Raw genomic sequence first — 20828 nt, 5'->3', positions numbered from 1 at the left:
CGCCGCTCACGCGGCAACGGCCTCGGCAGCGAAGCGAGCCTTGACGGTGCGCTTGTCGATCTTCTGCGTGCCGAGGCGCGGCAGTGCGTCATCGGTGACCCAGATATGCTGTTCGAGCGGCACCTTGAACGGTGCGATGCGCGCCAGCAGGAAGGCGCGCAGGTCTGCCGGACTGATGCTGCTGCGGCCTTCCTTCATGGTGTAGACGGCTGCGGGCACCTCGCCAAAGCGGTCATCGGTCAGGCCGAACACCGAACATTCGCCGATATCGTCATGGGCGTAGATCGCGTCTTCCACCTCGATGCAGGAGATATTCTCCCCGCCGCGGATGATGATGTCCTTCTTGCGGTCGACGATGAAGAGGTATCCGTCGGCGTCGAGATAGCCGAGATCGCCGGTACGGAAATACCCGTCATCGGTGAAGGCGGCCGCCGTGGCTTCATCGTTCTTCCAGTAGCCGCGGAAGTTGGCGACCGAGCGGATGCAGACCTCGCCCACTTGGCCCTGCGGCAGAGCGTTGCCCGCGTCGTCGAGGATCGCCATATCGACCAGCGGCTTGGACGGGCGCCCGGTCGAACCGGGCTTGGCGAGGTAGTTTTCGTTAAAGTTGCCGCAGCCCACCGCATTGGTTTCCGTGAGGCCATAGCCCAGGAGCGGGAAGCTGCCGGGGAAGGCTTCCTTGATGCGGGTGACATGCTCCACCGGACGCGGCGCGCCGCCTGCGGCAAAGCTTTTGCAGGCCGACAGATCATAGTGATCGCGGTCGGGGTGGTTGGCGATTTCATAGCTCATCAGCGGCACGCCGACGAAATAGCTGACCTTTTCCTCCGCCATCAGGCGAATGGCCAGCCCTGCGTCCCACTTGGGCATCAGCACCAGCTTGCGCGCGATGGCGAAGCTTTGCAGGAACAGCGGCACTTCGCCCGTCACGTGGAACAGCGGCACGGCGACCAGCGCGCAGGGCTGCGCGGTCATCGGGCCTTCCTGGCTCTCGATATGCACCTTGGCCATCGCCGACTGGGCGACATAGTTCATCACCCCGTTCACCACCCCGCGGTGATCCGACCACGCGCCCTTGGATTTGCCGGTCGAGCCCGAGGTGTAGAGGATCGTCGCGATATCGTCCGGGCCGATCTGGCCCAGCATTGCCATTGCGGCGGGCGTTCCTTGCGGGGTGGCCCAGGTGTCGGCGAGGCCTTCGGACGGGGCGTTGCCGTGGCTGAACAGCACGATCTTGGCCGGATGGGCATGGCCATCAAGCCGCGCGGCGCGGCCTTCATCGGCCAGCAGCAGCTTGGCTTCGGCAAGGTCCAGCCCGTAAGCGAGTTCATCACCGGACGAAAAACCATTGAGCAGCGTGGCGCAGCCGCCCGCCATCAGGATGCCCATGTAAGCGATCATCCAGTTGGCCGAATTGCGCGCGGCCAGCCCGACGCGGTCGCCTTTCTGAAGGCCGTGGGTCTGCACCAGCCCTTCGGCCACGCAGGTCGCCGCGGCATAGGTCTCGCCAAAGGTCAGGCGGATGTCGCCATCGACCAGGAAGGGCAGATCCTTGTTCTGGTTGCAGAAATGGGCGAAATAATGCGCCAGGCTCGGCGGGGCGCCGGCAAAGGCGGGCATGGTGATCCCGTCACGGGTGAAAGGCACAGTGGCGAACGGCTGGCCGTCAGCGGTCAATCCGGTGATGATCGCTTCGAGCGCATTGTCCAGCTGGGTGGGCATGCGGTGGTTTCCTCTCTCTCGTGTTGCACCATCCGCTCAGGCTGTTGCCCGCCGCGAATGGCCTGTCCCATTCCGTCTCGTGGCCCGTGGCCCTTCCCCTGCCCCGGATGCTGTGCCAGAAGCGCCAGCGCGACCGTGGCCAAAAACGAGGACACCTCGGGCCCGCCGATACGGCATCTCATTGTCAATAAGAGGTTCGCTCCGTGCTGTCACTACTTGCCGCAAGCATCCCTGCCGCTGATCCGATTTACTGGACCGATCTGGGATTGAAGCCCGGGATTGAGCTGGGGTTCTTTACCCTGCGGTTCTATTCGCTGGCTTACCTGATCGGGGTGATCTTTGCCTATTGGCACACCTCCAAGATGCTGAAGCAGCCCGGTGCGCCGATGGCGCAGCGCCACGCCGATGATCTGTTTTTCTATTGCACGCTCGGCGTGATTCTCGGCGGACGGCTGGGCTATGCGCTGTTCTATACCGGGGGCGAGACCGGCATTCCTTCGGCCTTCACCGATTTTTCGGGCGATGGCTTTGTGTCGTGGAAGCTGCTGCGCCTGTGGGATGGCGGGATGAGCTTTCATGGCGGGCTGGCAGGCGTAACGGCGGCGATGGCTTACGTGGCGTGGCGGGACAAACTCAATTTCATACGCGTGGTCGATTACGTCAGTGTCGGCGTGCCGATGGGGATGCTGCTCGGCAGGCTGGCCAATTTCGTCAATGGCGAGCTGTGGGGCCGGGTGACCGACGTGCCGTGGGCGATGGTGTTCCCCACCGCCGATGATCTGCCGCGCCACCCCAGCCAGCTGTATCAGGCGGGGCTGGAAGGGCTGGCGATGCTGGTCATCATGCTGGCCCTGTTCTGGCTGACCCGCGCGCGCTATCGCCCCGGCTTGCTGGCGGGTGTCTTTACCCTCGGCATGGGGATCGCGCGCTTCGTCAATGAATTTTTCCGTCAGCCGGATCAACAACTGGCTGACTTTGCCGCCCGGACCGGGCTATCGATGGGGCAATGGCTGACTATACCGCTGATCCTGACTGGGTTGATTGTCGTGCTTTACGCGCTGCGCAAGCCGCCGCTGGTGGCGGGGATGACGGCGCCGGCCTGACAGAGGGCGGTAACGTCTGGCGCAGCGCGCTCAGGCTGATCGACCCCGACGACGCGCCGGAGAGCAAGCCATCCTTGGCAGCCGCCGCCGAACGCGAGCAGGCGCAAGCCCTGGCGCAGGCGGCGGCGCAGGTGCAGGCCGCAGCCGAAGCGCGAGCGCAGGCCGAACGCGAGGCCCGCGCCAAGGCGGCAGCCGAAGCCCGTGCAAGGAAGCTTGCCGAAGCCGAAACCCGCGCCCGCGCCGAAGCGGAAGCCCGGGCCAAGGCAGCTGCCGAAGCGCAGGCCCGCAAGGAAGCGCAAGCGCGCGCCGAGGCCGAAGCCAAAGCCCGCGCCGAAGCGGAAGAACGCGCGCGCCGCGAAGCTGAAGCGGCTGAACGTGCCGCTGCCGAAGCCGAAGCGCGCCGCGTCGCGGAAGCGCGCGCCAAGGCCGAAGCAGAAGCGCGTGCCCGCGCCGAACAGGAAGCCCGCGCGCGCAAGGAAGCCGAGGCCCGCGCCAAGGCCGAGGCCGAAGCCCGCGCCAAGGCGGAAGCTGAAGCCAAAGCCAAAGCCGAGGCGGAAGAACAGGCCCGCCGTGCTGCGGAAGCCAAGGCCCGCGCACAAGCTGAGGCCAAAGCGAAGGCTGAAGCCGAAAAACAGGCCCGCCTCGCTGCCGCGGAAGCCGCCCGCCGCGCGGCCGCAGAACAGGCGCGCCGCGAGGCAGAAGCCGCGGCCGCCGCTGAAGCTGCTCGCCTCGCCGCCGAGGAGGCCGCGCGCCGCCAGGCCGAAGAAGCCGCCGCCGAAGCCGCGCGGCTCGCTGCCGAGGCTGCCGCGGCGGAGCAGGCGCGGCTCGAAGCCGAAGTCCTCGCCCGCGCGGCGGTGGATGTGCCCGCCACGCTCAAGCGTCTGATCCGCGAAACCGGCCCTATCAGCCTTGCGCAGTACATGGGCGAAAGCAACGCGCGCTATTACGCCAGCCGCGATCCGCTGGGCGAGCAGGGCGATTTCATCACCGCGCCCGAGATCAGCCAGATGTTTGGCGAGCTGATCGGGCTGTGGCTGGCGGATCTGTGGGTGCGAATGGGCAGCCGCAAGCGTATCCACTATGTCGAACTGGGGCCGGGGCGCGGCACGCTGGCCAGGGACGCGCTGACCGCGGCCGCGCGCTATGATTTCGCGCCCGAAATCCACTTTGTGGAAACGTCGGCCAGCCTGCGCGCGGTCCAGCGCGAAGCTTTCCCCGGTTGCCACCACCACCATGATCTTTCGACCCTGCCGGACGATGCGCCGCTGCTGATCGTTGCCAATGAATTTTTCGATGCCCTGCCGATCCACCAGCTGGTGCGATCCGCCGATGGCTGGTTTGACCGGCTGGTGGGGCTTGACGGCGATGCCTTCACCTTCATGGCGGGGCGCGAGCGGATGGATCATCTGGTTCCGCCAAGCTGGGTCAGCGCAGCGCAGGGGGCGATGATCGAAACAAGTCCGGCCAGCGTCGCGCTGATGGCCGAAATCGCCCAGCGCCTGCGCGATCAGGGCGGGGCGGCACTGGTGATTGATTACGGCCACATGGAACTGCGCTCAGGCTCAACCTTGCAGGCGCTCAAATCGCACAAGAAAGTCGATGTGTTCGCCCATCCGGGCGATGCGGACCTGACCGCGCATGTCGATTTCGAGCTGCTGCGGCAGGTCGCCGAAGACAACGGCGCCGATGTGATGGGGCTTACCTATCAGGGCGAATGGCTGCGCCAGATGGGCATCGACACCCGCGCCGAAGCGCTGCAACGGCGCAATCCCAGGGAAGGCCAGATCATCAAGCGCCAGCGCGACCGGCTGGTCGAAGACAGCCAGATGGGCACGCTGTTCAAGGTGCTGGGCCTATGCGGGCGCCGCTGGCCGTTTGGCGCGGGGTTTGAATGAGGGGCGGGATCATGAAAGCACAGATTTTGGCCATTCTGGGTGCGGCGATGCTGGCAGCGCCTGCCCTCGCCAGTGGTCCGATCACGGGGCGTTGGGTCACCAGCGAAAAGGATGCCGTGGTCGCGATCGCCAAGTGCGGGCAGGCGCTGTGCGGCAGGCTGGAACGGTTCCTGATCCTGCCGAAGGGCGGCAAGGACCAGCGCGATGTCAACAACGCCGACCCTGCAAAACGCAGCCGCAAGCTGATCGGCACGGCCATTCTCTACGGCCTGACCGAAGACGACGGCGCGTGGCGCGGACAGGTCTATGATCCCAAGAGCGGGCGCACCTACACATCCCAAGTGCGCCGCATGGGTGATGGCACGCTGGAGGTGAAGGGCTGCTTTGGGCCGCTGTGCCAGACGCAGGTGTGGAAGAAGGCGTCTTGATTGCGGCACGCCGTCCGGCGTGCCAGCTCCTCGCTCACACGGCCTAAAGGCCGCGTCGCTGCGGGCGCGCGGTCGCGCTTGCGGTTGCTTCGCAACCGGTACAGTGCGCTAAAGACCCGATTTCTTCGCCAACGCCGCCGCTGCTGCCTTGGGTGTCTGCTTTTTTGCATCCTCGCGGTCCACGGCAAGGTTCGCCTCGCGCATGGCTTCGACGCTGATCGCTCCCAGCAGCGGTTCGAGCGCGGCGCGCACGCCCTTGTCATTGCCGATGCGGGGGGACAGCATCAGCAGCGCGTCATAGCTGGGCAGCGCGCCTTCAGGGTCGGCCAGCACCACCAGCTTGTCCGCCGCGATGCGCCCGTCCGAGGTATAGGCGCTGATCACGTCCGCCTCGCCCGAGGCCAGCGCGTTATACATGAAGGTCGGCGCAAAATTGCGGCTGCGGGCAAAGCGCAGGCCATAGGCATCGCGCACTGCGATCCATTCGGGCCGCTCGAAGAATTCAGGGTCGCCGCCAACCGTCAGCCGCGGCGCGGCCGCTGTCAGATCGGTGAGCGAGGTGACGCCAAGTTCGCGCGCCCGGTCGCCGCGCATGGCGAAGGCATAGGCGTTTTCAAACCCCAGCCGCCCCAGCACGGTAACCCCGTTCTGCGTACGCTCCCAGTCGCGGATGGTGGCATACATGGCCTCGCGCCCGGGATTGTCGGTGCGCTTGAGATAGTTGGTCCAGATCGTCCCGGTGTAATCGACCGAAATGTCGATGCTGGAGGATGCGACAGCGCTGTGCACCACCGCGCTGCCCAGCCCGTCACGATATTCGACCGCATATCCCGCCGCCTCCAGCCGCGCGCCGATCAGCTGGGCAAGGATGTATTGTTCGGAGAAGGATTTGGAAGCGATGATGATGCGGCGTTCGCCGGTGCCCGAACCCTGCGCCCACAAGGCGGCGAGAATGCCCAGCATCACCACGGCGACGCCTCCCCAGGTCATCCAGCGCGACCGCTTGTCCAGGCCCACCTCAATCACCCACAGCAGATTGTCCGCCGCCAGCGCCAGCCCCGCGCTCGCCAGACATCCCGCCAGCACCAGCGCCCAGTTCTGGGTCTGGAGGCCTGCAAAGATCGGATCGCCAAGGCTCGGCTGGCCGATCGTGGTGGCGAGCGTCGCTGCGCCGATGGTCCAGACGGCGGCGGTGCGGATGCCCGCCATGATGAAGGGGGCGGACAGCGGCGCTTCGACGAGAGTGAGCTTCTGCCACTTGGTCATGCCCACACCGTCGGCCGCCTCCAGCACGCCGGGGTCAAGATTGGCCTGCGCCGTGACCGCATTGCGCAGGATCGGCAGCAGCGCATACAGCGTCAGCGCCATCAGCGCGGGCAGGAAACCCAGTGTCGGCAACCCCTCGCCAAAGATGCTGCGAAGGCTCAGCAGCAGCGGAAAGAACAGCGCCAGCAGCGCCAGCGCGGGGATGGTCTGGACAAGGCTGGCAAGGCTCAAGGCAAGCCGGGAGACCACAGCCGAGCGGCTGGCCCACACTGCCATCGGCAAGGCGATCAGCATGGCAAGGCCAATGGCGCTGGCTGACAGCACCACATGGGCCGCCAGCTTGTCGGCGAGGCCGGGGAGGATGTCCCAGATGTCGTTCACGCCTCGCGCTCCGCCGAACCTTCCATCGCGGCGAGCTGCTCGGCCTGATGTCGCGGGACAGAAACGAGCCGCTGCGCCACTGCGCCGCCCGCGCCGGCCAGCAAGGCGCGGGGCGTTGCGTCGGCGACCAACTGGCCCTTGTCCATCACCAGCACCCGGTCCGCCAGCAGCAGCGCTTCGGCCATGTCATGCGTCACCATGACCGTGGTGAGGCCGAGCGTCACATGCAACTCGCGCACCTTGCGGCCCAGCGCATCGCGGGTGACAGGGTCAAGCGCGCCGAAGGGTTCGTCCATGATCAGCAGTTCAGGCTCCCCCGCCAGCGCGCGCGCCACGCCGACCCGCTGGCGCTGCCCGCCGCTGAGTTCATCGGGCATCCGGCTGGCGAGCGCGGGATCGAGCTCCACCAGCGCCAGCAATTCCGCGATGCGGTCTGGCAGCAGTTTCTCGCCCGTCAGGCGCGGGCCGATGGCGATGTTCTCGGCAACGCTGAAATGGGGAAACAGTCCGATGCCCTGAAACACATAGCCCACCCGGCGGCGCAGGCGGGCTGGCTTGAGGCTGCTCACATCCTCGCCGCCGAACAGGACCCGCCCTGTCGTTGGTGCGACCAGTGTGTTGACGGTCTTCAGCAGCGTCGATTTGCCCGAGCCCGACGCCCCGACCAGCGCGACAAAGCTGCCGGGCGCGATGTCGCAGCTGACGCCGCCGACCGCTGTGCCAACCGCTGTTACAGCGCCGAAGCGGCAGATCACCCCGTCAAAGCGGAGCAGGGGTGAGGGCGTCGTCATGCGCGGCCTGATTAGCGCGGGTTTTGTGCCTGCGCCAGCACCAGCGATTGGCGGCAGCGATTGGCCTTTCGGCAATGGCTTGCTATGCGCGTCGCAGAACAAACATTTCACTGGCAGGACATAAAATGCGCGCCACCCCCGATTTCGACTTCCACCTTGGCGAGGCGGCCGAGATGATTCGCGACACCACGGCCCGCTTCGCGGACGAGCAAATCGCGCCGCTGGCGGAACGCACCGACCGCGAAGACCGCTTCCCGCGCGAGCTGTGGGAACCGATGGGCGCGCTGGGGCTGCATGGCATCACGGTGGAAGAAGAATGGGGCGGGCTGGGGCTCGGCTATTTGGAACACGTGATCGCGGTTGAGGAAGTGTCGCGGGCGAGCGCCAGCGTCGGCCTCAGCTACGGCGCGCATTCCAACCTCTGCCTCAACCAGATCCGCCGCTGGGGGAATGAGGAGCAGCGCGCCAAGTATCTCCCCAAGCTGATCAGCGGCGAGCACGTCGGCAGCCTTGCGATGTCCGAAGCGGGCGCAGGGTCGGACGTGGTCTCGATGAAGCTGAAGGCGGATGCGGTTCAGGGCGGCTATGTCCTCAACGGCACCAAGTTCTGGATCACCAACGCGCCCGAGGCCGATACGCTGGTGGTCTATGCCAAGACCGATGGCCACGCCGGATCGCGCGGCATCACCGCCTTCCTGATCGAGAAGGGCGACGAAGGCTTTTCCATCGGCCAGAAGATTTCCAAGGTCGGCATGAAGGGCTCGCCCACCGCCGAGCTGGTGTTCACTGACTGCTTCATCCCCGAGGACCGGGTGATGGGCCCGGTCAATGGCGGCGTCGGCGTGCTGATGAGCGGGCTGGATTACGAGCGCGTGGTGCTGGCGGGATTGCAGCTCGGGATCATGCAGGCGTGTCTGGACACGGTGATCCCCTACCTGCGGGAGCGTAAGCAGTTCGGAAAGCCGATTGGGAGCTTCCAGCTGATGCAGGCCAAGGTCGCCGATATGTACGTCGCCCTGCAATCGGCCCGCGCCTACACCTATGCGGTCGCCAAGGCGTGCGATGCGGGCCAGACGACGCGGTTTGATGCGGCGGGCGTGATCCTGCTGGCGAGCGAGAACGCCTTCAAGGTCGCCGCCGAAAGCGTGCAGGCGCTGGGCGGCGCAGGCTACACCACCGACTGGCCGGTCGAACGTTACATGCGCGACGCCAAGCTGCTCGACATCGGCGCGGGGACGAACGAGATCCGCCGGATGCTGATCGGGCGCGAATTGATTGGGGCGGCGGGGTGAGGTTTGTCGCGTTCCTTTGCGGTGTTGTTGCGCTCTCCGCCGCTGTGTCGGCGAACGGGAAAGACGCTGCTGACGCTTGGACTGACGAGGCAATCTGGACCACCGTTACTCAAACGCACGGTTTCAAACAGAAGCTTCGAGGCATAATCTTCGACAATGAGGAAGTGCGGCATCAGGTGAGGCGGGCCGGTGTCACGCCTGCCTGCCGCATGATCGCAGATTTTATCGACCAAAGGGCAAATGCTGTCAGCAGCAATTACCGTGTCCTGATTATTGCCGAAGCGCGGGCTATGGTACCTGAGGGAAAGACATTCCAAGAGCAAATCAGCATTCATCCTTCTGGGCATCGGTTCAACCGATTGGTTGAGAGCATTGAGCGTAAAGCCCCCGAACTGTTCGCCGAACTTCCCGCGATCATCGGGACCGATCTCATCACTGAGATGGCCAAATTACCTTCGGCGGAAGGCGAATGGCGTGGTCCGGTCGCAGACTGGGATTTTGATGGCCCAAACCAGTCTGTTTGGGCAACCGCCTGCACAATCTCAAACTTACGCGATCCGGCGAACGCGAAACTCGCATTCGATGGATTCTACAGAGAGCGTCCCCCCCAATGAACACCGATGAAGACTACGTCTATGACGAGGCGAGCGGCGAGTGGATGGCTGCGTCCGAACTCGCGGCCCAGCGCGCGGCGGAGGACGCGGTTGAAGTGCGCGATGCGGTCGGCAACCTGCTTGCCGATGGCGATGCGGTGACGCTGATCAAGGACCTCGAAGTCAAGGGCGCAGGCCAGACGCTCAAGCAAGGCACCCTGATCAAATCGATCCGGCTGACCGGCGACGCGCAGGAGATCGACTGCAAATATCCCGGCATCAAGGGACTGGTGCTGCGGGCCGAGTTCGTGCGGAAGCGGTGATGCGAAATCTGACCAACCTCGTCACCCTGAACTTGTTTCAGGGTCCATCGCGCAGACAAGGACCGTCGGTGCGATCGGAGAAATGGATGCTGAAACAAGTTCAGCATGACGGAGAATATTGAGAATGACCGCGCCCACCCTTACCACCAAACTCGACCGTGAAAGCCCCGAGGCCAAGGCGCGGTTTGCGCACAACCGCGCGCTGGCGCAGGATTTGCGCGCCCGGGTCGCCGAGGCGGCGCTGGGCGGCACGGAGAAATCGCGCGAACGCCATGTGTCGCGCGGCAAGCTGCTCCCCCGCGAGCGGGTGGAGCGGCTGCTCGATCCGGGTTCGCCCTTCCTCGAAGTCGGGCAGCTGGCCGCGAACGGGATGTACGAGGGCGATGTGAATGGCGCCTCGATCATCACCGGGGTGGGGCGCGTGTCGGGGCGGCAGTGCATGATCGTGTGCAATGACGCGACCGTGAAGGGCGGCACCTATTACCCGATGACGGTCAAGAAGCACCTGCGCGCGCAGGAGATTGCGCAGGAGAATCGCCTGCCGTGCATCTATCTGGTGGACTCCGGCGGGGCGAACCTGCCGCATCAAGCCGAGGTCTTCCCCGACCGCGACCATTTCGGGCGGATCTTCTTCAATCAGGCCAACATGAGCGCGCTGGGCATCCCGCAGATCGCTTGCGTGATGGGCAGCTGCACCGCGGGCGGCGCTTATGTGCCCGCGATGTCCGACGAGACGGTGATCGTCCGCAATCAGGGCACGATCTTCCTCGCCGGACCGCCGCTGGTGAAGGCCGCGACGGGCGAGGAGATTTCAGCCGAGGACTTGGGCGGCGGCGATTTGCACGCCAAAAAGTCCGGCGTGGTCGATCACCTGGCCGAGAATGACGAGCACGCGCTCACTATCGTGCGCGACATCGTCAGCCACCTCAATTCACCGTTCGGTTCGAGCGCAGTCGAGAACCGTGGGCTGGGCAGTGTCTCGACTACGCTCGACACGAACGGGTTAAGGGAGCCGAGGCCCCCCAAATACGAAGCGGAAGACCTCTACGCCCTCATCCCCGAAGACGTGCGCGCGCCCTATGACGTCAAGGAAGTGATCGCGCGGCTGGTCGACGGCAGCGAGTTCCACGAGTTCAAGGCGCATTATGGCGCCACGCTGGTGTGCGGCTTTGCCCACATCTGGGGGATGCCGGTCGCGATCCTCGCCAATAATGGCGTGCTGTTCTCCGAGAGTGCGCAGAAGGGCGCGCATTTCATTGAACTGGCCTGCCAGCGCCGTATTCCGCTGCTGTTCCTGCAGAACATCAGTGGCTTCATGGTGGGCGGGAAATACGAGGCGGAGGGCATTGCCAAGCATGGCGCGAAGCTGGTCACCGCTGTCGCGACCGCGACCGTGCCCAAGGTGACCGTGGTGATCGGCGGCAGCTTTGGCGCGGGCAATTACGGCATGTGCGGCCGCGCCTACTCGCCCCGCTTCCTGTTCACTTGGCCCAACGCGCGCATCAGCGTGATGGGCGGGGAGCAGGCCGCTTCGGTGCTGGCGACAGTCCACCGTGACGCGGATTCGTGGACGCCGGAAGAAGCCGAGGCGTTCAAGGCCCCGATCCGCCAGAAATACGAAGACGAAGGCAACCCCTACTATGCCACCGCCCGCCTGTGGGACGACGGCGTGGTGGACCCGGTGCAGACCCGCGATGTGCTGGGGCTGGCGCTGGCGGCCTGTCTGGAAGCGCCGATTGCCGAGCGCCCCGCATTTGGCGTGTTTCGGATGTGACTATGGCCGTCACCCTGAACTCGTTTGTGCAAGCACAGCTCCGCTCCCAGGGTCCATGTCACCGTAGCCACAGCGGGTGAGGGGGCATGGATGCTGAAACAAGTTCAGCATGACGAGCTCGGGGAGGATTGAAACCCTCCCCCGCCCCCTTGCGTAACTCACCGAAGTTAAGCCACAAGGACTGGGCCTTTGGGAGGGGCGCACCATTTGCACAAGCCACTGAAACCTGCGCCCTTGCGCAAGCCGACGCTCGCCTCGCGCATCGTGCGCCGGATCATTCTGGCGATCTGGTATGCGCGCGGCTGGAAGATCGACTCCCCGCTGCCTAAGCACCTCAAGAAATACGTCCTCGCCGGCGCGCCGCACACCTCCAACTGGGACTTCGTGTTCTTCACCGGCGCCACGCACGAAGAAGGCATCCGCCCCAATTTCATGGGCAAGCACACGCTGTTTCAGGGGATGATGAAGAACTTCATGCTCGATATGGGCGGCATCCCGGTGGATCGCACCGCCAAGGCCAATGCCACCGAACAGGTCGCTGCCGAATTCGCCGCGCGCGATGAACTCGCGTTGGTGATCGCCTGCGAAGGCACCCGCAAGACCGATGGCAAGTGGCGATCGGGCTTCTACCACATCGCCCGCGCGGCGAATGTCCCGATCGTCCCCGCCTTTGCCGATAACACGGCCAAGATCGTCAGCTTCGGCCCGCCGATGGTGCCGACCGGGAATTACGGCGAAGACCTGCTGAAAATCGCCGAATGGTTCCGCGCCAAGCTGCCCGATTACGAGCGCTTCAAGGTGCTCGAACAACAGGCGCGAGACATTATTGCGGGGAAGAACGATGTTTGAACTGCTCGCCCTGAATGCCGCGATCCTGCTGGCGCTGGTGCTGATCCAGTGGGCGATTTCGGTGAAGATAAACGACGTCAGCTTCATCGACGCCTTCTGGGGCGCTGGCATGGGCATTCTCGCAGTGGCGAGCTGGCTGCACGTGCAGGGCGGCCCGGGCGCGCTGGCGACGCTGATTATGGTGATGACCGCCGCCTGGGGCTTCCGGCTGGGCGGGTATCTGTTCGCGCGCTGGCGCAAGGAGGGCGAGGACAAGCGTTACAAGATGATCCTCAAGAAGGATCACGAGGCCGGGAACTTCGCCCGCGCTGCGCTGACGCGGGTGTGGCTGATGCAGGCGGTGCTGCTGTTTGCGGTCTCCAGCCCGGCGCAGGTCGGCATCCTCGCCAGCGGTGCGCCCGCCCCGATCCCGCCGCTGGCATGGGCCGGTTTCGCCCTGTGGAGCGTCGGCGTGTTCTTTGAATGGGTCGGCGATTGGCAGCTGACCCGGTTCAAGGCTGATCCGGCGAACCACGGCAAGGTGCTCGATACCGGACTGTGGCGCTACACCCGCCACCCCAACTATTTCGGCGATTTTGCCGCGTGGTGGGGCATCTGGCTCGCTTGCGCGGCGGCCGGCTGGCAATATGCCGCGGCGACCATCATTGGCCCGCTGTTCCTCACCTTCACGCTCACCAAATGGTCGGGCGTGACCCTGCTGGAAAAGGGCCTCGACAAGTCCAAGGGCGACAAATACGCCGATTACAAGCGGCGGACGTCGGCGTTTTTCCCCATGCCGCCAAGGGGCTGAGGCTCGCCGCGCGATGACCTTTCCCTTGCTGCGCCGCACGATTATCGACCAGCGACCCTTTAAGCTCGCCGCGCATTCGCCTATGTTGGCCGCCGCGCAAGGAGGCGCGAGCCACATGTCATTGACCGAGACCGCCCGCAACGCCGAGCGCGAACGTATCGCGCGCCATGTGCTCGATCTGGTCAAGGAGCGCGGGGCAGAAATCCCGTGGACCGTCGCCATGGCTGAAAGCGGGCTGACCCGGGCGCGGTTCGAGGCGCTGTTTGCCGATTATGACGACATGTTCGATGCGGTCGCGCAAACCTGGCTCGCCCCGCAACTGGCTGTGATGGAGGAGGTGCTGGCCAGCACCCTGCCGCCGCAGCGCAAGATGTACGAATTTTTCCGCCGCCGCTTCGTGATCTCGCAGGAGCGGTTTCGCGCCGATCCGCACTTCTTCACGATCCTGTGCGAAATGGGCGCAGCCAATTTCGAACGGGTGCGCTCCTACGTCGATCTCGCTGACCACTACCTGTGCGAACTGATCGCCGAAGCGCAGGCAGATGGCTATTTCGCCGGGCTTGAGATTGATGAGGCCCTGTCGCTGATCAATCAGATGATCTCGAACTACACCTTGCCCGATGCACTGATCTATCTTGGCGACAAGCTGACCGAACAGAAGCTGGCGCGCATTGTCGATACGATGTTCATCGGCCTGTCGGGTGAGGCGGGGGCTGATGCGTCGGGCGTAAACACGCTGAAGGTGGCGTCCTAGGCCTCGGCCCACCACGCGGCTGACGGGTCATCGTCCCCGCGCGCGCCGCGTCGCTGCAAGCTGTCGAACAGCCCGCCTTCCCATTGCAGCGTTGCCGGCGCGGAGCGGGTCCAGTCCATGACATAGACCCGCTCGGCAATCTGCCAGCGACCCGCGTGCTTTTCGAGGCGATCGAGATAGCGCCCGCCGACCACCAGTTCGATCTCGCCCCCGGGCGCGGGGATGATGTGGAGCGCAACGCAATGCGTTTCCGCTCTGGCGGTTTCGCCCGCGATCCGCATCACCGTGTTGCTGATATTGTGCTGGGTCAGCCGCATGGCGCCAAGGCCGGCCATCAGACCGGGGATCACCGCGGCGATCGGGTTGGCGCCGTCGCCATAATCAATCTGCGCACCGGGCGTGAAGGCGGCGGCAAGCTGATCGGGATCGCAGCGGTCAATCCCGCGGCAATACAGGGCGAGGGTTTCGGCAATGGCCAGCCGGTCGGCGATTTCTGCGATGTCCATGCCGGGCAAGCTAACGCGCCCGTTGCTGCGGTGGCACTGACACAAGCGTCAGCGTTGCTGCTTACCTGCGGGGATCGCGTTTGAACTGGAGGACGTTGGCGGGCAGCTTGCGCGGCGGCGGGCGCAGGCGCTTTTCGTTGAGGGCATATTTCAGCGCCGCGCCCACCATTGTGCCCGAAATCAGCAGGATCACCCCGGCCCAGAACCAGTGGGCAAGGCCCAGCACCGCTTCGATCTGACCTGTGTCGGACAGCATGGCCTGCCCGCCGATCACCGCCTGCTCCGTGAACAGATAGCCCCAGTCGCGCAGCATGCTGAGCGCGCCCAGCACGCCGAGGAATTGCAGCGAAAAGCGGGTGAAGGCCGGCGATCCGCGCCATGCGACCCCGGCCAGAATGACAGCCACCAGCGGCAAGGCCCAGTAACCGGTCGGGGATCGCACCCAGATGATGACGCTCAGCAGGATGGCGGCCGCAGCCAGCCACAGCACCGGGCGCCAAGCCTTGGGATGCGCGCTGGCCACGATCAGGCCGGCACCCACCGCGCTCGGCGCGAGCGGCCCGCCCGCTGCAATCGCGGCATGAACAAGGCGCGAGGCATCGCCATTGACCCGGCTTTCAGCGACGCCGGACCCATTGGGAAAGATCAGCAGCTGTTCGAAATGCTGGCCCAGCAGCAGCGCGGTCAGACCGTGGCCCATCTCGTGGAACCATGTTGTCAGGATCGCGAAGGGATAGATCAGATAGGCGCCAAACGGCAGGGCGGGCAGCATCGTGACGATCACGCCGGCGACCACCAGCCGGCCGATCGCCTCGCCTTGCGAGCCGGGAGTGACAAGCGGCTGCATCGTCTCAGCCAGCCGCCGAGGCTTCGTCAGGCACGCGGCCGGATGCATCCACCTTGATGCTGGCGCGCTGTGTTTCCTCGTCCGCTTCACGCTGTTCGCGCAGGATCGACCAGCTGGCAAGGAACAAGCCGGCCACCAGCGGGCCCAGCACAATGCCCGAAAAGCCGACCAGACTGATGCCGCCCAGTGTGGTGACAAGGATGATCCAATCCGGGATGCCCGTGTCGCGGCCCACCAGAATCGGGCGCAGCACGTTGTCGGATGAGGAGATGATGAAGAACCCGGTCAGCAGGACGAACAGCCCCTGCCAGGTTTCGCCCGAAATCAGCAGCCACAGCCCGGCGGGCACCCACACCGCGCCAGATCCGATCACCGGCACCAGTGCGAAGATCGCCATGATAACGCCGAACAACAGCGCGGACGGCACACCTGCAATCATGAACGTGACAGTGCCCAGCGCGCCCTGCACCAGCGCGACCACGCCTGTCCCCTTGATGGTGGCGCGCACAATGCCAAGAAAGCGCTGCGCCAGCCGGTCGGCGATGGATCGTTCCACCGGTACAGCGCACAGCACAATCCGCCCGATCTGCCGGCCATCGCGCAGCAGAAAGAACATCACATACAGCGCCACACCGAACGACAGCAGAAAGCTTAAAGCGCCGCTGCCGATCGACACCGCCTGACTGGCGATCAGGCCCGCGCTTTCGGACAGCAGTTCTTGCAGGCGGGTTTGCACCATGGCGATATTGCCCCACCCGCTGCGCTCAATCGCTTCGCGCGCGACCTTGGGCAGATTGGAGTAAACCTGATCGAACATCACCGCCAGATCGAGCGGTTGTTGCTGCAACGTCGCCACCAGCACCAGCGCCTGTTCCACCACCAGCATGGCGACCCATGCGGCGGGCACCATCACCAGAAAAAAGATGATGAGCAGCGACAGCCCGGCCGCCGAATTGCGGCGTTCTGGCATGTGGCTCAGCACATTGCGGAACAAAGGCTGAAACATGATGGCCGCCAGCGCGGCCCACAGCAGGGGCTGGGCAAAGGGATAGGCGATCACCGCCATCAGCAGGCTGACCACCGCAAGGATGATCAGGAAGCTGGCCTGTTGCAGTTCCTCGGTGCGGTGGGGGTGGTGCGCCATCTGCAATGGGAGCCTAAACGTCGAGGTTCGCCACGTTCAAAGCGTTGTCCTGAATGAACTCGCGCCGGGGTTCGACGATATCACCCATCAGGCGGGTGAAGATTTCGTCCGTCACATCGGCATCCTCGACCTTCACCTGCAACAGCGCGCGGTTTTCAGGATCAAGCGTGGTTTCCCACAATTGTTCCGCGTTCATTTCGCCCAGACCCTTGTAGCGGCTGATCGACAGGCCCTTGCGGCCGGCGGCGAAGATCGCTTCGAGCAGCTGGCTGGGGCGGCTGATCCCGTCATCCTGCGGCAGCGGCGGCGGGGCGGCGGGTTGTTCAGCCTCGCCTGCGAAGGGATCGGTGTCGGCCGGCTCAGCCTCAACCTCCGGTTCTTCGGCCACAGCATCGCCCGCGCGCACCAGCCGGACCGGCGCGGCATAGGCATCGGCCTGTGCGGCGGCAAGGCCGTGGAGCTTGTGGGCTTCGGTGCTCGACAGGAACCGTGCTTCGATTTCGTGCACGTCCTTCACGCCGCGCCACAGGCGTTCAAACACCACCGTGCCATCGTCACGCTGATAGGCGCTCCAGCGCGCCTCGCGGTCGCCTGCGCCCAGCCGCCCAGCCGCGCGTTCCAGCGCCGCGGCGAGCGCATCGCCCGCCAGACCCGGCTCCAGCGCGCCGACAAGCGCCATCTGCTCCACAATCCCGCTGTCATAGCGGCGCGGAACGAAGGCGAGGAGGTTCTTCAGCCGCAGCGCGCCATCCACCAGCGCCCGCAGATCATCGCCGCCGCGCGCGCCTTCGATGGTTTCGATCACCCGGCCTTGCAGCCCGGCATCCACCAGATAGCGATCGAGCGCGGGCTGATCCTTGAGGTAGACCTCGCTGCGCCCCTTGGCGACCTTGAACAGCGGCGGCTGCGCGATGAACAGGTGCCCGGCCTTGATGATCTCGGGCATCTGGCGGTGGAAGAAGGTCAGCAGCAGCGTGCGGATATGCGCACCGTCCACGTCAGCGTCGGTCATGATGACGATCTTGTGGTAGCGCAGCTTTTCAAGGTTGAACTCATCACGAATGCCCGTGCCCATCGCCTGGATCAGCGTGCCGACTTCCTTGGAACTGATGATCCGGTCAAACCGCGCGCGCTCCACGTTCAGGATCTTGCCCTTCAGCGGCAGGATCGCCTGCGTCTTGCGGTCACGACCCTGCTTGGCGGAGCCACCTGCGGAGTCCCCTTCGACCAGGAACAGTTCGGACTTGGCCGGATCACGCTCCTGACAATCGGCGAGCTTGCCCGGCAGGCTGGCGACGCTCATCGCGCCCTTGCGGCTCATTTCGCGCGCGCGGCGGGCGGCTTCGCGGGCGGCGGCGGCGTCAATCACCTTCTGGATGATCGAGCGGGCATCGGCCGGGTTTTCCTCCAGCCATTCAGACATCTTGTCGCTCATCAGCGATTCCAGCGGCGAGCGCACTTCGGAGCTGACCAGCTTGTCCTTGGTCTGGCTGGAGAACTTGGGGTCAGGCAGCTTCACGGAAACGATGGCGGTCAGGCCTTCGCGCATGTCTTCGCCCGAAAGGCTGACCTTCTCCTTCTTCAGCATCCCCGAGCGTTCGGCATAATTGTTGAGCGTGCGGGTCAGCGCGGCGCGGAAGGCCGCAAGGTGCGTGCCGCCGTCGCGCTGGGGGATGTTGTTGGTGAAGGCCAGCACGTTTTCGTAATAGGAATCGTTCCACTCCAGCGCGACATCGATGCCGATGCCGTCCTTTTCCGCCGAAACCGAAATCGGTTCGGGGATCAGCGGCTGCTTGTTGCGGTCGAGATACTTCACGAAAGCGGCGATCCCGCCTTCGTAATAGAGATCATGCTCCAGCGTTTCTTCGTGGCGCTTGTCGCGCAGCTTGATCCGCACGCCCGAATTGAGGAACGCGAGTTCGCGGTAACGGTGTTCGAGCTTTTCGAAATCGAACTCGGTGACGTTCTTGAAAGTATCGTGGCTGGCCTTGAAGGTGACGCGGGTGCCCTTCTTGAAGCCATTATCGTCGGCATTGCGATCACTGCGCGGGGCATCGCCGGTCACCACCAGCGGGGCGACCGCATCGCCATGTTCGAACCGCATCCAATGCGCCTTGCCCTCGCGCCAGATCGTCAGCTCCAGCCATTCGGACAGGGCGTTGACCACCGACACGCCGACGCCGTGGAGACCGCCCGATACCTTGTAGGCGTTATCGTCCGAGGTGTTTTCGAACTTCCCGCCCGCGTGCAGCTGGGTCATGATGACTTCGGCGGCGGACACGCCTTCCTCGGTATGCATGCCCGTGGGAATGCCGCGCCCATTATCTTCCACGCTGACGCTGCCATCGGGGTTCAATTCGATCAGCACGAGGTCGCAATGCCCGGCCAGCGCCTCGTCGATCGCGTTGTCGCTGACTTCGAACACCATGTGGTGCAGGCCGCTGCCGTCGTCGGTATCCCCGATATACATGCCGGGGCGTTTGCGCACCGCATCGAGGCCTTTGAGAACCTTGATCGAATCCGCGCCGTAATCGCCCATCTGGCGCACGCGTTCGGGCAGTGTGCTGGGGGTCTGATCGGAAGTTTGTGCAGTGTTATCGTCCATGCCCATCATATAGGCCAGCACGCCGGGAAACCCAACTGCGGGAGGCTGCGCAGCGATGCTTTTCCACGAATGCGCAGGCCGCTTTGCCGCTTCGGTTGTCAGCCGGGGCGCAAATGCCGTGTGCCGTGCAAACCCTTTGCGCCCGCGTCGCTGCCGATTATGCAGGGCAGCCATGAGCCATGACATAATGATGAGCCGCCTTGCCGAACCTTTCGGCAGCTTCCCCGACATCCTGATGGACTGGTCGCGCATCAAGGGCGACGACCTCGCGCTGGTCGATGAAGGGCGCGAAGTGTACTGGGCTGAACTGGTCGGGCTGGTCGAACGGCTGGCGGCGCGGCTGGTGGAGACGGGGCTCGAACGCGGACAATCGGTCGCGATCCTCGGCACCTCCACCGTCAATTACGCGCTGGTGTTCCTCGCCGCGATGCGTGCGGGCGGGGTGGCCGCGCCGCTCACCACCAGTGCCTCGCCCGAACAGCTCGAAGGCATGGCCAAGGATTCGGGCGCGATCCACCTGTTCATCGATGCGGCCAAGGCGGCAGAGTTGGGGCAGGATTTCATGGCGGGCATGATCCGGGTGCCGCTGGAAAGTATCGACCAGTGGATGGCCCCTCCCGGTGCCCGCGCGCCCGCCTTCGTGCCGGAACCCCAAGACCCGTTCAACATCATCTATTCCAGCGGGACGACCGGTATTCCCAAGGGGATCGTCCATTCGCACCAGATGCGCTGGCGGCAGTTTGCATCGACCGCGCTGAGTTACCTTGGTGCCGGGCTGGAGGTGCGCTCGCTGGCGTCCACACCGCTTTATTCCAATACCACGATGGTCGCTTTCCTGCCGGTCTTGCTGGCGGGCGGCTGCGTGCGGGTGATGGGGAAGTTCGATTGCGCCAAATGGCTTGGCTTTGCGCAGGCCGACCGCACGACGATCACCATGCTGGTGCCGGTGCAATACCAGCGGCTGATGGACTTTGCCGGGTTCGACGAGTTCGACCTGTCCGCGCTGAAACTCAAATACTGCACTTCCGCCCCCTTCTCCGCCGAGCTGAAACGCGAAGTTCTCGCGCGGATGCCGGGCGGGCTGATCGAGATTTATTCGATGACCGAAGGCGGCGTCGTGTGCCTGCTGCCCGCCCATGAATTCCCCGACAAGCTCCATACTGTCGGCCGCCCCGCGCCGGGCAGCGAGTTGAAGGTGCTGGACGATGACGACCGCGAAGTGCCCCCCGGCACGCCCGGCAACATGGTGGGCCGCAGCCTCACCATGATGAGCGGTTACAAGAACCGCCCCGACAAGACCGCCGAAGCCCAGTGGATCGACCCGGCAACGGGCGAGGCATGGATGCGCATGGGCGACATCGGCCGGGTGGATGCGGACGGCTTTGTCGAGCTGGTGGGGCGCGCCAAGGACATGATTATCTCGGGCGGGTTCAACATCTACCCGTCCGACCTTGAGGCGGAATTGTCCAGGGAACCGGGTGTTGCCGAAGCCGCGGTGGTGGGGGTGCCATCGCGTGCATGGGGGGAAAGCCCGGTCGGCTTTGTGGTGCTGCGAGACGGGGCGGCAGACTGCGCTGCGATTCTGGCGGCGGTCAATGCGCGGCTCGGCAAGACCCAGCGCCTCGCCGCACTCCACCCGATTGCTGAAATGCCTCGCAGCCATATCGGCAAGCTGCTCAAAACCGAGCTGCGCGAAGAAGCTGCGCGATTGGGCGGGGTGGACTGAAGCCATTTGGGCAGGCGCCACAAACAGCTCGGCCCGGCT

18 protein-coding genes are annotated in these 20828 nt (G+C 64.8%); 11 read left to right on the top strand and 7 right to left on the bottom strand.

What is annotated here, in order from left to right:
* Window positions 1-6 precede the first annotated feature (6 nt).
* On the bottom strand, window positions 7-1722 hold the full coding sequence (locus C0V72_RS06035; RefSeq protein ID WP_101792320.1) for a class I adenylate-forming enzyme family protein: 1716 nt from the start codon (window positions 1720-1722) through the stop codon (window positions 7-9).
* A 203-nt stretch (window positions 1723-1925) separates the two neighbouring features.
* Here C0V72_RS06035 and lgt point away from each other — a divergent pair, with 203 nt between their 5' ends.
* From lgt to C0V72_RS06020, 3 genes are read left to right on the top strand one after another with little or no spacing between them, the layout of a single operon-like run.
* A complete protein-coding gene (lgt, locus tag C0V72_RS06030; protein ID WP_101792319.1) occupies window positions 1926-2825 on the top strand; it encodes a prolipoprotein diacylglyceryl transferase in 900 nt (299 codons plus the stop codon).
* Complete coding sequence (locus C0V72_RS16770) at window positions 2729-4720, top strand: class I SAM-dependent methyltransferase (RefSeq protein ID WP_324761521.1); 1992 nt, start codon at window positions 2729-2731, stop codon at window positions 4718-4720. Before lgt ends, C0V72_RS16770 begins: the two co-directional genes overlap by 97 nt.
* Window positions 4721-4731: 11 nt before the next feature.
* On the top strand, window positions 4732-5148 hold the full coding sequence (locus tag C0V72_RS06020; RefSeq protein WP_101792318.1) for a DUF2147 domain-containing protein: 417 nt from the start codon (window positions 4732-4734) through the stop codon (window positions 5146-5148).
* Between the two features lie 108 nt (window positions 5149-5256).
* Here the strand turns inward: C0V72_RS06020 and C0V72_RS06015 are convergent, their stop codons facing one another.
* Window positions 5257-6795 (bottom strand): ABC transporter permease/substrate-binding protein, encoded by a 1539-nt coding sequence (locus C0V72_RS06015; RefSeq protein WP_101792317.1) that lies wholly within the window; start codon window positions 6793-6795, stop codon window positions 5257-5259.
* The gene (locus C0V72_RS06010) at window positions 6792-7586 is read right to left on the bottom strand and encodes an ATP-binding cassette domain-containing protein (protein ID WP_101792316.1); all 795 of its coding nucleotides are present in this window, start codon (window positions 7584-7586) and stop codon (window positions 6792-6794) included. Before C0V72_RS06010 ends, C0V72_RS06015 begins: the two co-directional genes overlap by 4 nt.
* Window positions 7587-7711: 125 nt before the next feature.
* Here C0V72_RS06010 and C0V72_RS06005 point away from each other — a divergent pair, with 125 nt between their 5' ends.
* The 7 genes from C0V72_RS06005 to C0V72_RS05975 all read left to right on the top strand — a co-directional run bounded on the left by C0V72_RS06005 (window position 7712) and on the right by C0V72_RS05975 (window position 13961).
* A complete protein-coding gene (locus C0V72_RS06005) occupies window positions 7712-8878 on the top strand; it encodes an isovaleryl-CoA dehydrogenase (protein ID WP_101792315.1) in 1167 nt (388 codons plus the stop codon).
* Complete coding sequence (locus C0V72_RS06000; RefSeq protein WP_101792314.1) at window positions 8875-9492, top strand: hypothetical protein; 618 nt, start codon at window positions 8875-8877, stop codon at window positions 9490-9492. The genes C0V72_RS06005 and C0V72_RS06000 overlap by 4 nt, the downstream gene beginning before the upstream one ends.
* Entirely contained in the window at window positions 9489-9794 is a 306-nt protein-coding gene (locus C0V72_RS05995) for an alkylphosphonate utilization protein (RefSeq protein ID WP_101792313.1), read from the top strand. The genes C0V72_RS06000 and C0V72_RS05995 overlap by 4 nt, the downstream gene beginning before the upstream one ends.
* A 124-nt stretch (window positions 9795-9918) precedes the next feature.
* Complete coding sequence (locus C0V72_RS05990) at window positions 9919-11568, top strand: carboxyl transferase domain-containing protein (protein WP_101792312.1); 1650 nt, start codon at window positions 9919-9921, stop codon at window positions 11566-11568.
* Between the two features lie 207 nt (window positions 11569-11775).
* On the top strand, window positions 11776-12417 hold the full coding sequence (locus tag C0V72_RS05985; RefSeq protein ID WP_233999809.1) for a 1-acyl-sn-glycerol-3-phosphate acyltransferase: 642 nt from the start codon (window positions 11776-11778) through the stop codon (window positions 12415-12417).
* Window positions 12410-13207, top strand: a complete 798-nt coding sequence (locus C0V72_RS05980; RefSeq protein WP_101792311.1) for a DUF1295 domain-containing protein — start codon at window positions 12410-12412, stop codon at window positions 13205-13207. The genes C0V72_RS05985 and C0V72_RS05980 overlap by 8 nt, the downstream gene beginning before the upstream one ends.
* Window positions 13208-13322: 115 nt before the next feature.
* Window positions 13323-13961 carry a hypothetical protein gene (locus C0V72_RS05975; protein WP_101792380.1) on the top strand — a complete coding sequence of 213 codons (639 nt, stop codon included), beginning with the start codon at window positions 13323-13325 and terminating at the stop codon, window positions 13959-13961.
* Here the strand turns inward: C0V72_RS05975 and C0V72_RS05970 are convergent.
* The 4 genes from C0V72_RS05970 to gyrB form a co-directional block, all read right to left on the bottom strand.
* Window positions 13958-14467, bottom strand: a complete 510-nt coding sequence (locus C0V72_RS05970; protein ID WP_101792310.1) for a nuclear transport factor 2 family protein — start codon at window positions 14465-14467, stop codon at window positions 13958-13960. The genes C0V72_RS05975 and C0V72_RS05970 overlap by 4 nt on opposite strands.
* A gap of 61 nt (window positions 14468-14528) precedes the next feature.
* Complete coding sequence (locus C0V72_RS05965; protein ID WP_101792379.1) at window positions 14529-15314, bottom strand: M50 family metallopeptidase; 786 nt, start codon at window positions 15312-15314, stop codon at window positions 14529-14531.
* 4 nt (window positions 15315-15318) lie between these two features.
* Window positions 15319-16458 carry an AI-2E family transporter gene (locus C0V72_RS05960; RefSeq protein ID WP_101792378.1) on the bottom strand — a complete coding sequence of 380 codons (1140 nt, stop codon included), beginning with the start codon at window positions 16456-16458 and terminating at the stop codon, window positions 15319-15321.
* 13 nt (window positions 16459-16471) lie between these two features.
* Window positions 16472-18997, bottom strand: a complete 2526-nt coding sequence (gene gyrB / locus C0V72_RS05955; protein ID WP_101792377.1) for a DNA topoisomerase (ATP-hydrolyzing) subunit B — start codon at window positions 18995-18997, stop codon at window positions 16472-16474.
* Between the two features lie 238 nt (window positions 18998-19235).
* Here gyrB and C0V72_RS05950 point away from each other — a divergent pair, with 238 nt between their 5' ends.
* Window positions 19236-20789, top strand: a complete 1554-nt coding sequence (locus C0V72_RS05950; protein WP_233999808.1) for a class I adenylate-forming enzyme family protein — start codon at window positions 19236-19238, stop codon at window positions 20787-20789.
* Window positions 20790-20828: the final 39 nt, after the last annotated feature.

Source organism: Porphyrobacter sp. TH134, from assembly GCF_002855495.1.
Lineage (GTDB): Bacteria > Pseudomonadota > Alphaproteobacteria > Sphingomonadales > Sphingomonadaceae > Erythrobacter.
This window is presented reverse-complemented; position numbering and strand designations above follow the sequence as displayed.

What these genes read in the sequence shown, in the direction of transcription:
- C0V72_RS06035 (WP_101792320.1), bottom strand. Translation starts at nt 1,722, where the DNA reads ATGCCCACCCAGCTGGACAATGCGCTCGAAGCGATCATCACCGGATTG.
- C0V72_RS16770 (WP_324761521.1), top strand. Translation starts at nt 2,729, where the DNA reads ATGGCTGACTATACCGCTGATCCTGACTGGGTTGATTGTCGTGCTTTA.
- C0V72_RS06020 (WP_101792318.1), top strand. Translation starts at nt 4,732, where the DNA reads ATGAAAGCACAGATTTTGGCCATTCTGGGTGCGGCGATGCTGGCAGCG.
- C0V72_RS06010 (WP_101792316.1), bottom strand. Translation starts at nt 7,586, where the DNA reads ATGACGACGCCCTCACCCCTGCTCCGCTTTGACGGGGTGATCTGCCGC.
- C0V72_RS06005 (WP_101792315.1), top strand. Translation starts at nt 7,712, where the DNA reads ATGCGCGCCACCCCCGATTTCGACTTCCACCTTGGCGAGGCGGCCGAG.
- C0V72_RS05995 (WP_101792313.1), top strand. Translation starts at nt 9,489, where the DNA reads ATGAACACCGATGAAGACTACGTCTATGACGAGGCGAGCGGCGAGTGG.
- C0V72_RS05990 (WP_101792312.1), top strand. Translation starts at nt 9,919, where the DNA reads ATGACCGCGCCCACCCTTACCACCAAACTCGACCGTGAAAGCCCCGAG.
- C0V72_RS05980 (WP_101792311.1), top strand. Translation starts at nt 12,410, where the DNA reads ATGTTTGAACTGCTCGCCCTGAATGCCGCGATCCTGCTGGCGCTGGTG.
- C0V72_RS05975 (WP_101792380.1), top strand. Translation starts at nt 13,323, where the DNA reads ATGTCATTGACCGAGACCGCCCGCAACGCCGAGCGCGAACGTATCGCG.
- C0V72_RS05970 (WP_101792310.1), bottom strand. Translation starts at nt 14,467, where the DNA reads ATGGACATCGCAGAAATCGCCGACCGGCTGGCCATTGCCGAAACCCTC.
- C0V72_RS05965 (WP_101792379.1), bottom strand. Translation starts at nt 15,314, where the DNA reads ATGCAGCCGCTTGTCACTCCCGGCTCGCAAGGCGAGGCGATCGGCCGG.
- C0V72_RS05960 (WP_101792378.1), bottom strand. Translation starts at nt 16,458, where the DNA reads ATGGCGCACCACCCCCACCGCACCGAGGAACTGCAACAGGCCAGCTTC.
- gyrB (WP_101792377.1), bottom strand. Translation starts at nt 18,997, where the DNA reads ATGGGCGATTACGGCGCGGATTCGATCAAGGTTCTCAAAGGCCTCGAT.
- C0V72_RS05950 (WP_233999808.1), top strand. Translation starts at nt 19,236, where the DNA reads ATGAGCCATGACATAATGATGAGCCGCCTTGCCGAACCTTTCGGCAGC.